Consider the following 18,665-nt stretch of genomic DNA (forward strand, 5'->3'; position numbering starts at 1 on the left):
GCTCTATTGCGCGGTGGCCGGTAGCGGTGCGTTCAGGTGCGGGAGTTCGAAGTGATCGGCGATCAGGGTGATCCCGTGCTGGTCGAGGGTTGTCGAGTGCCCGCCGACGACAAGCATCACCTCATCGACCCCGGTGCGCTCGTGCAGGGCTTCGAGACGGTCGGCGACAGTAGCGGCGGTGCCATGAAAACTGCGGCTGGTGTAGGCGTCGAGGATCTGCCGCTCCTGAAGCGTGGCAGCGTACGCCTCGACCTCGTCCGGGGGCAGGAGCAGGTAGCCCTCGCTCTTGAACATGCGCAGCATCGCCATCGCCGCTGTTGCCGCCTGCCGCTTGGCCTCAACCGGGGCGTCGCTGATCGCCACGGGCACGCTGACCAGGGTGTGGGGCTCGGCAAGCACGTCGGAGGGCCGGAAGCTCTCACGGTAGAGACGCATGGCCGTGTCGATGTCAGCGTCGCCGAACTGCAAGGCGAACGCATACGGCCGGCCGAGCTGCCCGGCCAGTTGTGCTGAGTACGGAGAGGAGCCCAGCACCCACACCTCCGGAGCGGTCGAAGGTGCGGACACCCGGTTTTCCCTTGCCTGCCAAGGGCCGGGAACCGCGTGCACGTGCCGGTATGGGTGTCCGGGAGGAAACCCGTCGCCCAGGAACCCGAGCAACTCGAGTACTTGCTGCGGGAATCCGTCGTTCGCATCCGCGCCCCTACGCAGAGCCGCAGCAGTCGCCCCATCAGTGCCTGGGGCGCGTCCCAGCCCAAGATCGATCCGGCCGGGGGCGAGAGCCTCCAGCATCCCGAACTGCTCGGCGATCAGCAACGGTGCGTGGTTGGGCAGCATTACCCCTCCGGCGCCAAGGCGGATGCGCGTCGTCTCAGCGATGAGGCGGGCGAGCATCAACGGAGGTGAAGACACCGAGGTCGCTCCCATCGCATGATGCTCAGACATCCAGAACCGGTGATAGCCGCGCTGGTCCGCCGTCCGCGCCAACTCGATCGTGCCCGCGAGCCCCTCCTCAGCGGTCATCCCCACTCCGGTGCCGCCCGCGGAAAGCACGGACAGTGTGAATGGGGCCGTGCCGGCTGCTTGACCGAACTTCATTAGAACTCCTCATGGAAAAACATGTTTTTTGGCGTGATTCGAGCGTAGCAGCTGCCTCACGCTTAAATGAAACTGATACCATGAGAACCATGTCCGAAACACTGCTAGCAGCCGTACCAGGCGCCAAAGAGCATCCTGGCCTCGCACTGGTCAACAGCGCAAGCGAACTGCCCGGAGGCAAACGCTACGACGAATTGGACGGTCCTGACGACGCCGCGGCTTGGCTGAGAGCACACGATCTCATCGCACCGGACACTGTGCTGCACGAGCACTGCCGGGGCAGGCTCGCAGACCTGCGCGCAGACCTGCGCGATCTATTCACCGCGCACACCACAGGGGACGTCCCCACGACAGCGGCCGTGCAAGCTCTAAATCGTGCGCTGACTTGTGCACCCGGGGCGCTCCTGCTTCAATTCGACCCGGAGTCAGGGTTTACCCGCAACGCCAGCCACCCCGTGACACAAGTCGTCGAGCACGTCATGGCCGTCATCGCCGACGACGCTGCCTCGCTGCTAAGCGGCGACCAAGCATCGGTGCTCGCGTCCTGCGAAGCGGACGGGTGCCAGCGATTCTTCCTCCGCACCCACGCGCGACGGCAATGGTGCTCAACCCGCTGCGGCGACCGCGTCCGCGCCGCACGGGCCTACGCGCGCAAACGCACGCTACACAGCGCATGAAATCATGTGCTGCCGAAGCCAACCTTCGGCCTGATGGGACAAGCACGCACAGCTTCAAAGTAGGCCCAAAAGGTTGACGTGGAGGGGAAGCGGGTTCAAGATTCCCTTCGGAGAAGGGGCCAGCTGGTGGACAAGGAGCCACGGAAGGAGAGTGTCACCACGATGACCCGGCGATACAGTCCCCAGGCCGATACGCTCCCCGGTGGGCTTCACCGACTGATGGTTCGGAAGATATGGAGCAGAAGCTCTAGGCGACGAGGTTGTCTGCGGCGCTGTCCATGTGCTCGCGGATCGTTTTGCGGGCCAGGGAGGCGTCGCCGGTTTCGATGGCCTCGACGATCTCGTGGTGCCGGTCCACGCTCATGTTCCTGACCCCTTTTTCCCGTCCAGCGAACATGATGGACATCCGGATGGATCCCTCCAGTGATTCCCAGGAGTGGAGGAGTGTTTCATTTCCTGTCAGCCGGCACAGGGTGCGGTGGAACTCCATGTCGGATTCTATCCGCTCTTCCAAGGACGCGTTCTGAGCTGCCTCCATGACGTCAATTTTCTGATGTAGGGACGCGATGGCAGGTTCGCGGTCCGGGAGCTCGCACAGGGTGCGTGCGGCCAGTGTTTCGAGGGCGGCCCGTACGGCGAAAATATTGCGGATTTCTTTTTCGTCCAAATGCCGGACTGAGAGCCGGCCGCGCGGCCCCGCGGACAGCAGCCCTTCCTGTTCCAGCTGGCGGAGAGCCTCACGCAGCGTTCCCCGGCTGATTTGCAGCATTTCGGAAAGCTCGGTTTCCACCAGGTGCCGGCCGGGCTCCAGTTCTCCACTGGTGATGGCGGTGCGCAGTGCTGAAACCGCCTGCTCGCGCAGGTTCTGCTTCTGCAATCCCAGCAGCGGGGCTGTCGTTCCGGCCATGGCCCGTCCTCAGTGTTATAGGTCGACTGTTTACAGTTGGTTGTCTGATGATACGGCAGAAAGCACGGCGCCGCGTGGGCCAGCGCCGTGCTTTCTGAGTTATATGCAGCCAGCTGCGGGCGGTCAGCTGAGTTCGGCGAGCACCTTGGCGACGATGCGGTCCACGGCCAGGCCGTAGCGGTCGTGGAGGGTGGGCAGTGCGCCGGCGTCGAGGAACTGGTCGGGCAGCGCGACGGGAACCACGCGTTTTCCCACTCCAGCGGTGACGACGGCGGACGCGACGGTTTCGAAAAGGCCGCCCACTACGCTGTGGTTCTCCAGCGTCACGGCGAGCCGGTCGGTGTTGATCTCGGCGAGGACAGTTGCGGCGTCGAACGGCTTGATGGTGGGGGTGTGGACGACGGCGACGTCCACGTTGTGTGCCGCCAGGGCCTTGGCTGCCTGGAGGGCGCGCATGGTCATGAGGCCGGAGGAGATGAACACGACGTCGTTGCCGCCGCGCAGCACCTTGGCCTTGCCGAGCTCGAACGTGTAGTCATACTCGTCAAGGACGGTGGGGACGTTGCCGCGGAGCAGGCGCAGGTAGGTGGGCCCGTCACTGGCTGCCAACTGCGGGACTGCCTGCTCGATATCGATCGAGTCGCAGGGGTCAACGATGGTTAGGTTGGGCATGCCGCGGAAAATCGCCATATCCTCGGTTGCCTGGTGGCTGGGGCCGTACCCGGTGGTCAGGCCGGGCAGGCCGCCCACGATGTTCACGTTCAGGTTCGGCTCTGCCGCGTCCAGGCAGAGGAAATCGTAGGCGCGGCGGGCGGCAAACACCGAATAGGTGGAAGCGAACGGAACCAGGCCGGTCTCGGCCAGGCCGGCGGCGGCGCCGAAGAGAAGCTGCTCGGCCATGCCCATCTGGAAGAACCGTTCCGGGAAGGCTTTGGCGAAGATGTGCATGTCCGTGTACTTGCCCAGGTCCGCGGTGAGGCCAACGATTTTGTCGTTCTCCTGCGCGGCCTTTACCAGGGCGTGCCCGAACGGGGCGGATGCGGTTTTCTGGTCCGGGTCGGCGAAGGAGGCAATCATCGCCGAGGTCTTGAGCTTCGGCTTGGCGGCTGTTGTTGTGTCGGGGGCCTCGGTGGTGGCGCTCATCGGGCAGCCTTTCCTTCGTATCCGGCGGTGAGCTGCTCGCGGCAGGTCTGCCATTCGTGTTCTTCGATGCGCATGAAGTGCGCCTTTTCGCGGTCCTCCAGCAGCGGAACGCCGCGGCCCACCTTCGTGTCGCACAGGATCACCGAAGGGCGTCCGACGGCGGCGGCCTGGGCGGCTGCGTTGTCGAACGCGGCGAGCAGTTCGGCCATGTTGTTCCCGTCCACCCGCTGGGTGTACCAGCCGAACGCTTCCCACTTCTCGGTTATTGGTTCTGTGCGCAGTACCGTGTCGGTTTTGCCGTCGGCCTGCAGGGCGTTGATGTCCACCATGGCGGTGAGGTTGCCCAGCTGGTGGTGGTGTGCGCCCATCGCGGCTTCCCAGGTGGAGCCCTCGTCCAGTTCACCGTCGGACAGGAAGTTGTATACCCGGGCGTCCGAGCCCTGGTACCGCAGGCCAAGGGCCATGCCGACGGCGATGGGCAGACCGTGCCCGAGGGAGCCGCCGGAGATCTCCATGCCGGGCGTGTAGGTGGACATCCCGGACATCGGCAGCCGCGAATCGTCAGAGCCGTAGGTTTCCAGTTCCTCGACCGGAACAATGCCGGCCTCGGCCAGGGCAGCGTAGTGCCCGATGGCGTAATGCCCGGTGGAGAGCAGGAACCGGTCCCTGCCCTCCCACTCCGGGTCCCCGGCGCGGTAGCGGAGCTGGTCCGCATAGACCACAGCCAGCATGTCCGCCGCACCGAGTGCCTGGCCAACATAGCCCTGGCCCTGGACTTCGCCCATGTTCAGGGCATGATGCCGGATCCGGTAGGCCGCTGCGCTGACCTGGGCGAGGCGGTCCTGCGTCGTCACGTCCGGGGTCATCCCGTTCTGCGCAATCCGGTCCTGGACGGTTTCTGCTGGCATTACTGACTCCGTATGTGATTGGTGCGTGGCGGTCATTAGACGCTCACCGTGTTGGGGGTGTTTTTGGTGGCCTCATCTGCCAGCTGGCGTTCGCGCTTGCCCCAGGTTTCCCGGGTGACGATTGCTGCCCAGAGGCCGATGGCTGCGTAGAAGCTGAAGAGGAGCGCGGGGCCCATCCAGCCCAGGGAAACGAACAGGAGGGTGGTGACGAAGGGGGTGAAGCCGGAGACCATGGCGGAGATCTGGTAGGCCAGTGAGGCTCCGGAGGAGCGGGTCTTGGCCTGGAACAGTTCGGGGAACCAGGCGCCCTGGGCGCCGGCGAGGGAGTTCTGGCAGACGGCGTAGGAGATGGCAACGGTGGCGATGATGGCAATGAACATTCCGGTATTGACCATCAGGAACATCGGGGTGCCGAAGAGCAGGGCGAAGGCGGTGGACCAGATGTACAGCGGCCGGCGGCCGATCCTGTCCGTGAGCCGGGCCCAGGCCATGGTGGCGAAGATGCCGATGAAGGAGGCGATGCAGAGGGCTACCAGGGTTTCGGTCTTGTCTGCCAGCTTCTCGGTGTGTAGGTAGGAAATCATGTACGTGATGGATACGGCGTAGCCGGCGGTCTCCGCGATGCGCAGGCCGATGCCCTTGACGATGTTGCGCCAGTCGGTCCTGATGACCTCGATGATGGGGGACTTGACGATGGCGCCGCTTTCCTTGACCTCGTCGAAGACCGGGGACTCGGGGACTTTGGCTCGGATGATCAGGCCGACGGCAACGAGCACGATGCTGGCCAGGAACGGCACGCGCCAGGCGAGCTCGCCGCCGAGGTTCACGCTCACCAGGAACACCAGGTTCGCCAGCAGCAGGCCCACGGGGAAGCCGGCCTGGACGATGCCGGTGTACTTGCCCTTGGACTTCCAGGGCGCGTGTTCGTAGCTCATCAGGATCGCGCCGCCCCACTCGGCACCGAAGGCCAGGCCCTGGACAACACGGACGAACACCAGCAGCGCCGGAGCGAGCAGGCCCACCTGCTCGTAGGTGGGAAGCAGGCCGATGATGAATGTCGCCACGCCCATCAGGATCAGGGAGGCCACCAGGACCGGCTTGCGACCGACCTTGTCGCCCAGGTGGCCGCCGATAATGCCGCCTATGGGGCGGGCGGCGAAGCCGACGCCGAGAGTGGCGAAGGCCGCCAGCGTTCCCGTGACCGGGTCCCCGGTGGGGAAGAACGCCGTACCGAAATACAGCGCAGCGGCCGTACCGAAGCCGATGAAATCGTACGTTTCAATGACGGCGCCAACACCGGAGCCGATCGCTACGCGCTTTGCGTCCTTGGTGCCGTGTACATGGCCCCGCATTTTGAGAGCTTCGTTGCTCATTAGCTACATCCCTTTCGATTAGCGACGGGGCCTCAGGCTCCCACGCTGTCGACTGTTAACAAATTGTCCGACCAGTGTGACCTGCGCCATTTCCATTGTCAACAGTCAATGATGAGGGTTGACTGTTGACAATGATCCGGCCTACAGTGATTCACATCACCGCAGGTCTTTAGAGGATCAACGCCGATGCTCAACTCGCTACTCGGCTCCGTGCTCTTCACCACCGGCCCAGACATTCGCACCGCAAGCCTTCAAGGAGCATCATGAGCACTCTCCAGCGCACCGCCGTCCTCACCGGGGCAACCTCGGACCGGGGCATCGGCATCACCACCGCCCGCCGCTACGCCAACGAAGGCTGGGCGGTCGTGATTTTGGACCTGGACGGCGAGAAGTCCGCCAAGGTCGCCGCGGAAATCAGCGCCGAGTTCAACGTCCCTGCCTTCGGCCACGAGATCGACGTCGCCAACGAAGCCTCCGTCACCGCCGCCCAGGCCGCGGTCGCCGCCGAGGTCACCGCCGGCAACCTCCCTCCCGTGGGTGCTCTGGCCAACATCGCCGGCATCACCTCCCCGCTGCCGTTCCTTGAGACCACCCTCGAACTCTGGCACAAGGTGATGGACGTCAACGCCACGGGCACCTACCTCGTGACCGTGGCCTTCCTGCCGGACATGATCGAGAACGGTTGGGGCCGGATCGTGAATATGTCCTCCGTTTCCGCCCAGCGCGGCGGCGGAGTGTTCGGCAAGGTCCCCTACTCCGCCGCGAAAGCCGCGATCCTGGGCTTCACCAAGGCCCTCGCCCGCGAACTCGGCCCCACCGGCGTTACCGTCAACGCCATCACCCCTGGCGCCGTGGACACCAACATCCGCGTCGGCAGCACCGAGGAACAGGAAGCCGCGATCAACGCCGGCATCCCTTTGGGCCGGAACGCGACCACCGAGGAAGTCGCCGCCGTCATCACCTTCCTGTCCTCCCAGGACTCGGCGTACCTCACCGGCACCACCATCGACATCAACGGCGGAAGCCACATCCACTGACCCAAGGGCGCCCGGAAAGGAGCCGCCATGACAAGCGGCTTCCACGGGTTCCTCAGACTTGCCGAACCCGTGGCCGGTTCCTGCGACGTCCACTCCGACGGTACGAGTAAATTCCGATAAGGCGCGAGAAACGGAGGTTCCGAGATCACTGCTGACCCATACCCCTACCATGACTGGACCCGGCTAGTCGGGACACCGGTGGAAATCCGCAAAGATTTCTCGATCGTCCGGGCAGGCATTGTTGACGACGTCATGCCTGACTCGTCGGTACTGTGGCTGGCTTCCGACAGCAGCCACGGGCGAGAACTCTTCACCGCAGCGGAAGGCTACCAAGTCTGGAGCCGGCCCCAAAAACTAGACGGAAAGCACTGCTACAAAATGGCCGCGGAGCACCTCCCGCCGCCAACCACCTAAGTCCTACGCCAAACGAGACCGCCGAGAACCAGTTTCATCCGTTCCGCCGCTCACGCCAACGCCCATGACCAAACGTCTCGGTGACTGCCTGCGACTGCCGGATCGCCGACGGCATCCTCGCACCTTGGCGGCCGTTCACGAAAGGACCGTTGGTGAGACATCGCCAACTACCGTCTTGGAATACAACAGCATTTCAAGACAACGCACCGACGCTGGTGGCCCCGATCAGACTCCGCGTCGTTCCGGCCCCCGCAGTGTCCTAGGAACTCGTCTCAACGGATTCTGTCTCAGGCCTGCGTTTGTAGGGACTTTGTGAGGCGGGCTCGCGACCGCTGCTGAGGGCTGGCGACTGTCCAAATGTTGACCTACCGCGGTACTACCCCGTCGGTGGTGGCGGGGGTGGGTCTGCTGGTGTCTCGGCGCGCCATGGGGCCCTCCACTCTGCAGCCTCCCAGCCATCCATAATGTACAGCCGCTCGTGTGCAACCCGTTCGCCACGGAACTCCATGATGCTGACGGTGTACATCCATGGCGCGCCGTCGTAGCTGATCAGGTTTTCCACAACGACAAGGTCGCCACGATGAGTGATTCGCCGGGTGCGGAATTGGAGCTTCGCCGGGTACTGTCGTCGCCATTCGCGGAAGTTCTCCACGCCTTCGAAACGTTCGCCTGACTGCGGAAACTCGAGCACCGCGTCGTCGTGGTAGATCTCGTGCGTGATGTCCTGGTCCGTGCTTGCGTACTCCCAGTGACGCCGCAGGGCCTGCAACAGGTCCGCTTCTTCGAGCATCACTCACCTCCCGTGACAAAACCGATTGTAAGACTACGGCCCTTGCGCCACAACGGGCCGACGAGACTCACGAATAGTGCTCGCGAAATGGGGTGCGTGCCTCATTTGGGAAGTGCTCGCGAAACGGGTCCGGCTCCGGGTGCTGCTGGGACCATGATGGATGGGTCAGGGTTTGTCGTTGTCAGCGCGCAGGGAGATCACGAAGCAATCCGCGGCGGAGTACGCACGGGCGGCCAAGAAGGACAAGGGCAGGATCCTGGACGATCTGGTCGCGGTCACCGGCTGGTCCCGGGCCAACGCCCGCCGCGCGTTGTCCACGGCGCTGAAACGTAAAACTCCCGTCCGGAAAGCGAAGCGGAAGCCCCGCCCGCGGACTTATGGATACGACACGCTGGTGGCCTTGATCAGGGTCTGGCGGCTGGCCGGCATGCCCTCGAGCAAATACCTCGCGGTGACCATGGACCTGTGGCTGCCGAAACTGGAAGCCTATGGTGAGCTGAACAATGTGCGGTTCAGCCCGGAAATACGGGACAAGCTAATGGCCGTCTCCGGGGCCACGATCGACCGGCTCCTGAAGCCCACCCGGGCGGGGATGGCGCCGAAGGGCCTGTCCGCCACGAAGGCCGGCAGCGAGCTCCGCTCGTCTATCGCGGTGCGCCGGGCCGGCCAGGAACACGAGCAGGTTCCTGGGTTCATCGAGGCGGATCTGGTCGCGCACTGCGGCCCTGCCCTGGTGGGGGAATTCGCCCGCACACTGACCGCCACCGACGTGTTCACCGGCTGGACGGAGAACGTCGCGATCCGCAACAGCGCCTACAAATGGATCCTCGCGGCGATGGAGACCGTCGCGGAGCGGCTGCCGTTCCCGCTCACGGGTTTGGACACCGATAACGGTGGGGGAGTTCATCAACCAGGCGCTCGTCGGCTGGGCAACGGCCCGGGACATCTACTTCACGCGGGCCAGGCCCTACAAGTCCAACGACAACGCCCATGTGGAGCAGAAAATCGGTGACATCGTGCGCCGCCACGTCTTCCACTACCGGTACGACACCGCACTGGAACTGCAGCTGCTCAACGAGCTCTACGCCCTCGTGCGGATCCGGTTCAACATGTTTACCGCGACGAAGAAGGCCATTGGCTGGCGGGAGAACCGGAACGGCCACAAGACCCGCATCTACGACAAACCCCGAACCCCCTACCAGCGGGTCACCGACGCGCGTGTGCTCACACCTGCCAAAGCCGCTGAACTCGAGGTCCTGTTCAACTCCACGAATCCCGCCGATCTCACCCGCGGAATCACAGACATCCAGCTCCAGCTCATCAGCCTCGCCGCCGACAAGACCCAGGCAATGCGTGCCTCGCCCACGCGAGCAAAAATACGTGAGGCACGCACAGCCGTTTCGCGAGCATCTTGACGTGAGGCACCACGCGGGCGTCCTTCACAGGGGGTCCCAGGATCCAGGGCTTCGGTGCGTCACCGGGCCCGTGTTAGGTCGGCCGACGTGTTGAGGCGGCCGTTCATCCATGGCCGGACGCTTGCAGCCGGAGGTGACAGCCGATGAACTTCTCCGGATCGAGGGCACCCGTATTACTGATCCCCTGAGGGGGCGGGGGTTGCGCCGCCCAATGGGGACAGCTTTGAGCTGTGCGGAGGGCTCCACCTGCCCGCCAGTGGGCACAACCCGCGAGTCCGGATTCCGCTGCGCTTCACCGGTGTTCGGGCGTCCGCCGGCGCGGCCGGCGGCTGGGTGTTGCCGGTCCGTCGCAGAGCTCCTGCCAGTCATCACCTTTGGTGTCTACGACGTTTTTTTGCTGCTGTCCTTATGTTGTTGACGGGTGGTTCCGTGGCCGTTGTAGGGTCGTGGCTACCCGGGGGAGGCGGGTATGGCTTTGTTGCTGTGGCCGGACGGATTTCCGTGACGGCTTCGTAGGATTGGCCGCCCGCCGCCCCGCGATGACCCGACCGCTGATTGAGAGACGCGACTTGAATCGCCGGATAAGGACACGACGGCGCGGTTATCTGCAGGGTTCGACCCGTACGACAGACTGGAGGCTGTTTTGGCGAAATTGTGGGCCGGTATCGATGCCGGCAAAGCCCATCATCACTGCGTCGTGATCGACGCCGACGGAAACCGTCTGTTCTCGCAGAAAATCCCCAACGACGAACCGGCCCTGCTCGGGCTCATCGCCAGCGTCCTGAAACTCGACGACGGGGACGAGGTCATCTGGGCGACCGACCTGAACCACGGGGGACCGGCGCTGCTGATAGCGATTCTCGTCGCGCACGGACAGAACATCCGCTACATCCCGGGCCGGATCGTCCACCACGCCTCCAAGCTCTACCGCGGCGAGGGCAAAACAGACGCGAAAGACGCTGCCGTCATCGCTGACCAGGCCCGGATGCGCCGGGACCTGCAGCCCCTGCGGCCCGGGGACGAGATCAGCACCGGGCTGCGGATCCTCACCGCCCGCCGCGCCGACAATTCCGCGGACCGGGTCCGGGCGATCAACCGCATGCAGGCCCAACTGCTGGAATACTTCCCCGCCCTCGAACGGGCCTTTGACTACAGCCGCTCCAAAGCCGCGCTGCTGCTGCTCACCAAACACCGCACCCCGGACGGGATCCGCCGCGCTGGCCAAGCCAGGATCCACGCCTGGCTCAAAAAGCAGGGTGCCCGCTCGTCGGCAGCAGTTGCGACATCTGCCGTGGAGGCCGCAAAATCCCAGCACACCACCGTGCCCGCCTAGCACATGGGGGAGGAGATCGTCGCCGCACTCGCCCGCGAAATCATCACCCTTAACGAGGAACTCGCCAAACTCGATGCGCTCATCAGCGAGAAAGTCACCGAACACAGGCACACACAGGTGCTGCTGAGCATGCCCGGCTTCGGACCCGTCCTCGCCGCCGAGTTCCTCGGCGCCACCGGCGGGGACCTCACCGTCTTTGAAACCGCGGACCGGTTCGCCGGCGTCGCCGGACTGGCCCCGGCGCCGCGGGATTCCGGCAGGATCACCGGCAACCACCACCGCCCCCGCCGCTACGACCGCCGGCTGTTGCGGGTCTTCTACCTCTCCGGGCTTTCGGCGCTGAAATCCTGCCCCGCCTCCCGGGCCTACTACGACCGCAAACGCGGCGAAGGGAAAACCCACGTCCAAGCCATGCTCTCCCTCGCCCGGCGAAGACTCAACGTCCTCTGGGCCATGCTCCGCGACGGCACCACCTACACTCCCGTTGCTGCGCGACTGAAGGCGGCGTGATGCATCCTTAGCCGCGGAAGGAGGCAAGGTGCGGCAAGTGGAGATCGCTCAGGCGCTCATTGAGGACCAGCGCCAGCAGATCGCTGTCCTGGACCGGCAGCAGAATCAGTCCGTTCAGATATGCATCGATGACCAACAGGTCCTGGTTGCCCCCGTACGCGAGGTACGCCAACCACGCTTCATGGACTTCGAGGTCTGCGAGCAGGAACGCAACATGAGTCAATTCCTGCTGGTTTTCATCCATCAGAACCCACACCCTTTTTCCTCCCGAACTTCGCAGAAGTGCGGGATTTCAAGCCGTTGCTTGATCGCAGGACAAGCATTCCCGCGGTCTCCCATAAGGCTACGACTGCGCCCGCACAGCGGGCCACCCTTTCTTCATCGGGCCACCGCTCACTGCAGTGTTCTGTCCCGGATGGCCGGGAGCTGGCACGCCGGGCCGGGGCCGATAAGGGCCCCGCTGCGCTCGGGCAGCGCAGGCTCCTTTTTCTTGGTCTTAGTCGAGGCTTACCCCTCAACGCACTGGTTCCGGATCCGGGATGACTGCGCGCCCAAGGTGTCAGGCCTGACCCGGTGTCGCCGCGAAGCAGCATCGTCCGCGCCAGGTCACCACTGCAACTTTTCTTGGCTGGGTGATGGTCCTTTGGCCCTAGCAGCAGGTCTTCCCGTTTGGAACGATTTTGGTAGGTGACCCCCGGGTGGGAGGGACCTGCACGAAGTGGCGGGTCGGTGCAAACAACAGGAGTCTGTCGATGGGTTTGCCTTTGGACGCCGCTGTGGGCCGGGAACGGTCCCAGGGTTCGGTGCGCGTGTTTGTCGTCGATAGTCACGAGCTCGTCCGGGAAGGGCTGAGGGACTTTCTCGAGGGGGAAGGCCTCGAGGTGGTCGGTGAGTGCTGGTCAGCGGCCGAGGCCAGCCGCAGGATCGTAGAAGCGGGCGCGGACGTGGTTGTGCTGGATGGGCGTCTTCCTGATGGCACCGGAATTGAAGTCTGCCGGTATGTGCGCTCCGTTGATTCGGATCTGCAGTGCCTGATGATGACCAGCTATGTCGATGACGAGGTGCTGCGCAGTGTCGTTCTTGCCGGCGCGGCAGGTTATGTGCTCCGGCAAGTCCGCGGCCACCACCTGGCCCGGGCCATCCGTCGTGCCGCGACGGGGGAATCGCTCCTGGGCACTGAGGTGGTGGAGCGGGCGAGGGCGTGGTTCGTCAACGCGACGGCAGACCCGGGGTTTGGTAGCCTGACCGGCGCGGAGAGGGAAGTGCTGGCACGGATTGGCAAGGGTCTGAGCGACCGGCAGATCAGTGAGGCATTGGGTCTGGCTGAGACGAGGGTACGTGAGCTCGTTTCCACGCTGCTGGTCAAACTGGGGTTCGGAGGCGGTAGCGGGCCAGCGGTCGGCCGGCCGACAGATGCACTCCCGTGAATCGACGAGACTGAGCCGTCAGGCGGCCGGATCCCGGGCCTGAACAGTGCACTTCACATTGGGTTGCCGCTGTGGCGTTCGCCCGGCAGCGCATCCTCCACGGATGAGACGAGGAAAAGGATCCGGCCACATTCACGGGATTCCTCCCCGCCCCGGATAACCTTCGGCCAGCTCATGAAGAATCGTGGGACGAACGCCGCACACTGCTATCACCTGTGAGGACCGGCAAGTCATCCTTTTCGGATGAGCCGCTCTTCCCCTGGTGCGGTGCAGACGATACAAAGCCCGCGATCGGGCCTCGCTGCGCTCGGACAGCACAAGCATTTTCCCTATTTCTTTTTTGCTGCTGTCCGTTGGATCCTACGTGCCCGCTCCACCGGCGCAACCGTCCTCCGGACGGCGGCGCACCGGATGCCTTGGGTCGGCGCTGCGCTTATTTCCTCCCACAACCCCTCCGCTGCTTGCCCTTCGGGTTGCCCCGGCTCCGTCGGGCACAGCTACGCGAAGCTCCGCCAGCAGGCAAAAAACAGGAATAGCCGGTACTTCAGGCACCCGCCCCGCCCCAGCGAAACGGAGCATCACCTCATGAACACAGAAACCATGACCCGCACGGTCACGACCGACAACGCCGAACCGGTCACCGCCCCGGCCCCTCCCGCCGAAAACCGGGCAGGGGACGGGTACGACTGGATCGACACCCTCGAAGGCACCGCCTGGTCGGTCCTGCCGAACTGGGGCAGCGAAGGCTGGGACGCCGGATCCTGGCCCTACATCATCTTCGCAGTTGCCCGCAACCGCGATCCGAACGGCGAGCTGTTCGGCTACGGAACCTACGTCGAAGGAGACACCGCCACGTGCTGGTTCCGGTCCCAGGACGCCTGCTTCGAAGCGATCACCGCCGAGGTGTTCTTCCACTGGGCCTCCGGCCAGTCCCACGGCCCCGACAAGCTCCCAGCCACAGCCGCAGAACTGCCGGGGCGGGACTGCAAGCCCTACCCGGGCTGGGCGAACTAGGCGCTCCTGAGGTGTCCGGCCGTGAACCGGCCGGGACACCCGATAGGCACGCCAACATCCGTTGACAACGTCATTGAGATTCCTGCGGATCGTACGTGCCCGCTCCACCGGATCAACCGTCCTGCGGACGGCTGCGCAGCGGATGCCTTGTGTCGGCGCTGCGCTTATTTCCTCCCACAATCCATCCGCTGCTTGCCCTTCGGGTTGCCCCGGCTCCGTCGGGCACAGCTACGCGATGCTCCGCCAGCAGCCAAAAAACGGTAATACTGGAACCGGTCTTGGGCCGGTGTGACTCTCCAAAAAACTGACGTGCCTCCGGGCGCTGTCTTCCTGTTGATCTGTCCGCCGGTTCAAGGTCCGTCAAAGGGGGTGTTGAGCCAGGCGGACATGACTTCATAGGAGCCTGATTCGACCAGTCCCATTACCGTTTTGTCTGCCCACCTGGCCCGCGCCCCATTCAATCAGCCATTGAACGAGCGACTGAGGGGCACCTTTCCATCTTGGCAACTGAAACAACCAATGTCATCGCCGGTATCGACACCCATGCCGACACGCACCATGTGGCCGTGATCAACGAATACGGCAGGCCTCTTGCGGACAGGGAATTCCTGGCCGTGGGCTCCGGATACCGGAAGATCGTGGAGTTCATTACCAGCTACGGTTCTGTCACCGCCGTCGGGGTCGAAGGCACAGGATCCTACGGGGCCGAAATTGCCAGAGCTTTGCGCGGTGAAGGTCTGTCTGTGCTGGAGGTGAACCGCCCGAACCGGGCGGCACGCAGGCTGAAGGGCAAATCTGACCCGCTGGATGCGTATCAGGCCGCTCAGTCGGTACTCGACGGCCGGACTACAGCGATCCCGAAGGCTAAAGATGGTCCCGTGGAATGCCTGCGTATTCTGCGTGCCGCCCGCACCTCGGCCGTGAAGGCCTGCACCGCGGCCATCAATCAGATCAAGGGCCTTCTCGTGTCGGCCCCGGACAACCTCCGGTCCAAATACCGGGGGATGGGAGGGGCAGCGATGGTCACAGCGCTGCAGCGCTGCAGGCCTTCGGGTCATATTGCTGACCCCGAGTACGTGTGCCTGTTGACGTTGAAGGCACTGGCCACCCGGTGCCAGTCCCTCACGGCAGAAGTAACTGCCGCGGACGCCGCGCTCCGGGAAATCCTTGATACCTACGCGCCGATGCTCTGTGACCTTCCAGGTGTCGGAACGGAAGTAGCCAGCCAGCTCCTGGTTACCGTTGGGGACAACCCGGATCGTCTTGGGAATGAGGCCCAGTTCGCTGCCCTCGTCGGTGTTGCGCCGATCCCGGCGTCCTCAGGCAAAACGACCCGTCACCGGCTCAGTAGAGGGGGTGACCGCAACGCCAACCGTGCCCTGCATCAGGTGGTACTGGTGCGTATGGGCTCGTGCGAGCGGACTAAGGACTACGTGGCCAAGCGCACCGCGGAGGGCAAGAGCAAGCGGGAAACAATGCGGTGTCTCAAACGCTACGCAGCCCGGGAACTCTATCGCCAGATCACCAACCCTCAGCCGGCACCAAGCAACGCTGACCTGCGCCAGATGCGCACCGGGCTCGGTCTCACTATTACGACCGCTGCTCGCGAGCTTGGTCAGTGGCCTTCCAAAATTTCCAGTCTGGAACGGGGCCTTGTCCGTAACGATGCACTTGCCACAAGTTACCGCCAATGGCTGACCAGTCAACCTCGGGTCGACGATGACGGTGCTGGGACTAGGGCCCGGCCCAGTCCGGGTCCGTCGGCGCTCCATGCAGGGGCTCGCCCCGGCGTTGCGTGCCATCTGCCGAAGGTTCAAGAGCGGTCATGATTGCCTGGCGGGCCCCCATCAATTCTTCCGGTCCGAAGCCAAACACGGCGGCGTAGTCGGTTTTCTCTGCGACCATGGGCCCGTGGAGGCTCTCCACCAGAGAGGTCACGGTGCCGCGTGGCATCCCGGTGATCAGTGCGCCCAGTTCCCCGACGGCCCTCGTTGGGATGAAGGGGATCCGGACCTGCGGTCGTTTGAGACCAGCACAGTCAGCGTAGAGGGCCAGGAGGTCGGCATATGGGAGGATGTCGGGGCCGCCGATATCGAAGTGCGCATTCACTGGTTCAGCGCGGACCGCCGCGCACAGGACGCGTATCACGTCCGATGCGGCGACAGGCTGAACGTCCCCGGTCATCCACCGAGGGACCGGGACTACCCGGAGACGGTTGACCAGGGTCCTGACAAGTTCGAAGGACGTGCTGCCATTTCCGATGATGATGGCCGCACGCAGGGTGATGGCGGGCACTAGGCAGTTTTCGAAGATCTGCTCGACTTCCAACCGAGATTTGAGATGGTCCGAAAGGTCATGGCCGCCAGGGATCAAACCAGAAAGATAAACGATCTTACGCACGCCGCTGACTTCGCATGCCAACGCGACAGCTTCCGCTGCCTCCCTGTCCCGCGCAACGAAGTCATCCCCCGCCATGGAGTGAACGAGATAAACGACAACGTCGACGCCTGTGGTCGCCGCTGTAAGTGTTTCTTTAGCTGTCACATCAAACCGAACCGCGCGCACGTCCGCGGGCCACTCAAAGCTCTCAGCTTTCTGGACGTTTCGGAGCCCGGCGCTCACCTGGTGGCCTCCATTAATCAGGGCTGCTACCAGCCTTGACCCAACGTATCCCGTGGATCCCGTAACAAGCACCTTCAAGGTAAGCCCCTTTGTTACTTCGATTCCAGCTGTCTCACACAAAGCGGACCGCAGCCCCCGCGGGCCGCCCATAGTCCGGAGCGGAAGCGACCAACAATGAAGCATTTAGCGGGGAATCGTCTTCCTGTACCTTACGCGCGTTCGTGGCATTGCCCCTAGAGCACCGGACATCAGCGCCGGGGTGATGGTCAGCGGTGCCGGTCTCCACACGGACTGTCTCACGCCTCTTGGGACGAACGTGCACCCGACAAAGGTGTGCCGAAAACGTTGCCAAACCATGCACTGACGAAGCAGAAGAGCAGGCCAGTGAACAGACCCAGCCAGCCAGGGGCCGTCCTGCATCCGATCTTGAGTAGTGATCCGAAATGAAGTCCTTGTCAGGAAACAAGCGCATTCAGTGCTTACCCGGACGAGCAGCAAGAATCACGATTTGACGCCTATAGGAGCATCAACTGTGAGTCTTTTAGTGGTTGGTCTGGGACTAGCTGGCAGTGTTGATGCCGGTCGTTCTGCCTGGCGCGTGACTCGAAAAAACAATTCCCCCCGTTGAGGGTGCGTTTCCCCCGACTTGTCCGCGCTGAGTGGAGCGGCCGGCGTTGACCTGTCCCACGTCGGTGGCTTGATTAGAAGCTTGCCCAACCCTTTGGGGTTGTGGCTCATCACAGTATTGCCTCGAAGTGACATCTCCCAGGTCCAGCGCCGGTCGCGATGCGACCCGTCTTGTCCGTTCGAAAGGAAGAAAGGTGGCCGCGTTGACTACCGTTGAGGAGACCCGCCCGTTCGTCATCGGCGTGGACTGTCACGCCCGCACACACACCTACGCCATCATCGAAACCAGTACCACGCGACAGATCGCGTGCGAGCAGTTCCCGACCACCTCGGCAGGGATTTCCCACGCACTTGCCTGGGCTGGCCGACGGACCGACGGCGATATGGGGTGTCTATGGGCCGTTGAGGGTATCGGCTCCTAAGGGGCACGTCTGGCCCGGGCAGTAGCCGACGCCGGCTACGACGTCGCCGAAGCTCCACGGATGAACGCCCGAGGGCGCCGGGGGATCGGCAAATCCGACCCGCTGGACGCCGCCGCCATCGGAACCGCTGTCATCGGCTTAGAGGAGTCCCAGCTCCGAGCTCCGCGCCGGGATGAAGGAGCCCGTGCCGGACTCAGGATCCTGAGCACAGCACGGGATCAGTTGACACGGGAACGAACAGTGAATGTCAATGCGCTCATCGCCCTACTCCGGGCACATGACCTTGGAATCGACGCTCGTAAACCTCTGGTTCCCGCCCAGATCGCGACGATTACCAGATGGCGGGAACGACAGGAGCAGATCGAACTATCGATCGCGCGCGAGGAAGCAGTTCGGTTGGCGCGCCGCGTTCTCGAAGTGACCACCCAGCTGGCTGCGAACCACAAGCGCATGACAGAGCTGATCCAGGAAAGCCCCGCTGCGCCGCTGTTGGAGATGGTGGGCGCCGGGGCTGTCACGGTCGCTGCTGTCCTGACAGCTTGGTCGCATCCAGGAAGGGTTCGCAGCGAAGCTGCCTTTGCCTCGCTGGCAGGGGTGAATCCCTTGCCGGCCTCAAGCGGTAACACTGTCCGGCACAGGCTGAACCGGGGTGGTGATAGGCGCCTCAACCGGGCCTTGCATACCATCACCATGACCCGGATGGCCCATGACCCCGGAACCCGGGACTACGTCGCCAAACGCACTCAAGAAGGCCGTAGCTACCGCGAAATCCGCAGATCCCTCAAGCGCTACATCGCCCGAATCCTCTACCGCCAACTCGACTCCCTTTACGCCACCGCGGAACCGGCCTCATCCCACATTGCCGGGGCAAATCCTTTCCCGCAATAGGAGCGCACGAAGCTGCGGTTGAGCATGCCGTGCTTCGGTCTAATCCTCGCTGCGGAATTC

The 18,665-nt window shown here is 63.8% G+C and carries 15 protein-coding genes and 2 pseudogenes; 9 read left to right on the forward strand and 8 right to left on the reverse strand.

Features of this window, described 5'->3' with window-relative positions; genetic code table 11:
- Positions 1–3 precede the first annotated feature (3 nt).
- Entirely contained in the window at positions 4–1,098 is a 1,095-nt protein-coding gene (locus tag AC50YC_RS18000; RefSeq protein WP_494954662.1) for an LLM class flavin-dependent oxidoreductase, read from the reverse strand.
- 89 nt (positions 1,099–1,187) lie between these two features.
- On the opposite strand from AC50YC_RS18000, the gene AC50YC_RS18005 reads away from it, so the two are divergent.
- On the forward strand, positions 1,188–1,775 hold the full coding sequence (locus tag AC50YC_RS18005; protein ID WP_494954663.1) for a CGNR zinc finger domain-containing protein: 588 nt from the start codon (positions 1,188–1,190) through the stop codon (positions 1,773–1,775).
- A 247-nt stretch (positions 1,776–2,022) separates the two neighbouring features.
- On the opposite strand, the gene AC50YC_RS18010 is transcribed toward AC50YC_RS18005, so the two are convergent.
- The 4 genes from AC50YC_RS18010 to AC50YC_RS18025 all read right to left on the reverse strand — a co-directional run bounded on the left by AC50YC_RS18010 (position 2,023) and on the right by AC50YC_RS18025 (position 6,106).
- The gene (locus AC50YC_RS18010; RefSeq protein WP_494954664.1) at positions 2,023–2,682 is read right to left on the reverse strand and encodes a GntR family transcriptional regulator; all 660 of its coding nucleotides are present in this window, start codon (positions 2,680–2,682) and stop codon (positions 2,023–2,025) included.
- Between the two features lie 123 nt (positions 2,683–2,805).
- Positions 2,806–3,825 carry a transketolase family protein gene (locus AC50YC_RS18015; RefSeq protein WP_494954665.1) on the reverse strand — a complete coding sequence of 340 codons (1,020 nt, stop codon included), beginning with the start codon at positions 3,823–3,825 and terminating at the stop codon, positions 2,806–2,808.
- Positions 3,822–4,691 carry a transketolase gene (locus AC50YC_RS18020; RefSeq protein ID WP_494954703.1) on the reverse strand — a complete coding sequence of 290 codons (870 nt, stop codon included), beginning with the start codon at positions 4,689–4,691 and terminating at the stop codon, positions 3,822–3,824. The genes AC50YC_RS18015 and AC50YC_RS18020 overlap by 4 nt, the downstream gene beginning before the upstream one ends.
- A gap of 77 nt (positions 4,692–4,768) precedes the next feature.
- Positions 4,769–6,106, reverse strand: coding sequence for an MFS transporter (locus AC50YC_RS18025; protein WP_494954666.1), 1,338 nt, complete (start codon positions 6,104–6,106; stop codon positions 4,769–4,771).
- 263 nt (positions 6,107–6,369) lie between these two features.
- Between AC50YC_RS18025 and AC50YC_RS18030 the strand changes: the two genes are divergently transcribed.
- Positions 6,370–7,143 (forward strand): SDR family NAD(P)-dependent oxidoreductase, encoded by a 774-nt coding sequence (locus tag AC50YC_RS18030; RefSeq protein ID WP_494954667.1) that lies wholly within the window; start codon positions 6,370–6,372, stop codon positions 7,141–7,143.
- Positions 7,144–7,933: 790 nt separating this feature from the next.
- Here AC50YC_RS18030 and AC50YC_RS18035 read toward each other — a convergent pair.
- A complete protein-coding gene (locus AC50YC_RS18035) occupies positions 7,934–8,347 on the reverse strand; it encodes a nuclear transport factor 2 family protein (protein ID WP_494954704.1) in 414 nt (137 codons plus the stop codon).
- Between the two features lie 178 nt (positions 8,348–8,525).
- Here AC50YC_RS18035 and AC50YC_RS18040 point away from each other — a divergent pair, with 178 nt between their 5' ends.
- The 3 genes and pseudogenes from AC50YC_RS18040 to AC50YC_RS18050 all read left to right on the forward strand — a co-directional run bounded on the left by AC50YC_RS18040 (position 8,526) and on the right by AC50YC_RS18050 (position 11,605).
- Positions 8,526–9,359 carry a hypothetical protein gene (locus AC50YC_RS18040; protein ID WP_494954668.1) on the forward strand — a complete coding sequence of 278 codons (834 nt, stop codon included), beginning with the start codon at positions 8,526–8,528 and terminating at the stop codon, positions 9,357–9,359.
- Positions 9,340–9,762, forward strand: coding sequence for a hypothetical protein (locus AC50YC_RS18045; protein ID WP_494954669.1), 423 nt, complete (start codon positions 9,340–9,342; stop codon positions 9,760–9,762). Before AC50YC_RS18040 ends, AC50YC_RS18045 begins: the two co-directional genes overlap by 20 nt.
- A 643-nt stretch (positions 9,763–10,405) precedes the next feature.
- A pseudogene (locus AC50YC_RS18050) lies at positions 10,406–11,605 on the forward strand (IS110 family RNA-guided transposase).
- A 7-nt stretch (positions 11,606–11,612) separates the two neighbouring features.
- Here the strand turns inward: AC50YC_RS18050 and AC50YC_RS18055 are convergent.
- Entirely contained in the window at positions 11,613–11,849 is a 237-nt protein-coding gene (locus AC50YC_RS18055) for a hypothetical protein (protein ID WP_494954670.1), read from the reverse strand.
- Positions 11,850–12,357: 508 nt separating this feature from the next.
- On the opposite strand from AC50YC_RS18055, the gene AC50YC_RS18060 reads away from it, so the two are divergent.
- The 3 genes from AC50YC_RS18060 (at position 12,358) to AC50YC_RS18070 (ending at position 15,875) form a co-directional block, all read left to right on the forward strand.
- Positions 12,358–13,032: a response regulator gene (locus tag AC50YC_RS18060; protein WP_494954671.1), complete on the forward strand. Its 675-nt coding sequence runs from the start codon at positions 12,358–12,360 to the stop codon at positions 13,030–13,032.
- A 585-nt stretch (positions 13,033–13,617) separates the two neighbouring features.
- The gene (locus AC50YC_RS18065; RefSeq protein WP_494954672.1) at positions 13,618–14,046 is read left to right on the forward strand and encodes a hypothetical protein; all 429 of its coding nucleotides are present in this window, start codon (positions 13,618–13,620) and stop codon (positions 14,044–14,046) included.
- 500 nt (positions 14,047–14,546) lie between these two features.
- Positions 14,547–15,875, forward strand: coding sequence for an IS110 family RNA-guided transposase (locus AC50YC_RS18070; protein WP_494954673.1), 1,329 nt, complete (start codon positions 14,547–14,549; stop codon positions 15,873–15,875).
- On the opposite strand, the gene AC50YC_RS18075 is transcribed toward AC50YC_RS18070, so the two are convergent.
- Positions 15,781–16,851: an NAD(P)H-binding protein gene (locus AC50YC_RS18075; protein WP_494954674.1), complete on the reverse strand. Its 1,071-nt coding sequence runs from the start codon at positions 16,849–16,851 to the stop codon at positions 15,781–15,783. The genes AC50YC_RS18070 and AC50YC_RS18075 overlap by 95 nt on opposite strands.
- A gap of 647 nt (positions 16,852–17,498) precedes the next feature.
- On the opposite strand from AC50YC_RS18075, the pseudogene AC50YC_RS18080 reads away from it, so the two are divergent.
- Positions 17,499–18,605 (forward strand): annotated as a pseudogene (locus tag AC50YC_RS18080) (IS110 family RNA-guided transposase).
- Positions 18,606–18,665: the final 60 nt, after the last annotated feature.

Source organism: Pseudarthrobacter sp. MDT1-56 (genome assembly GCF_059383555.1).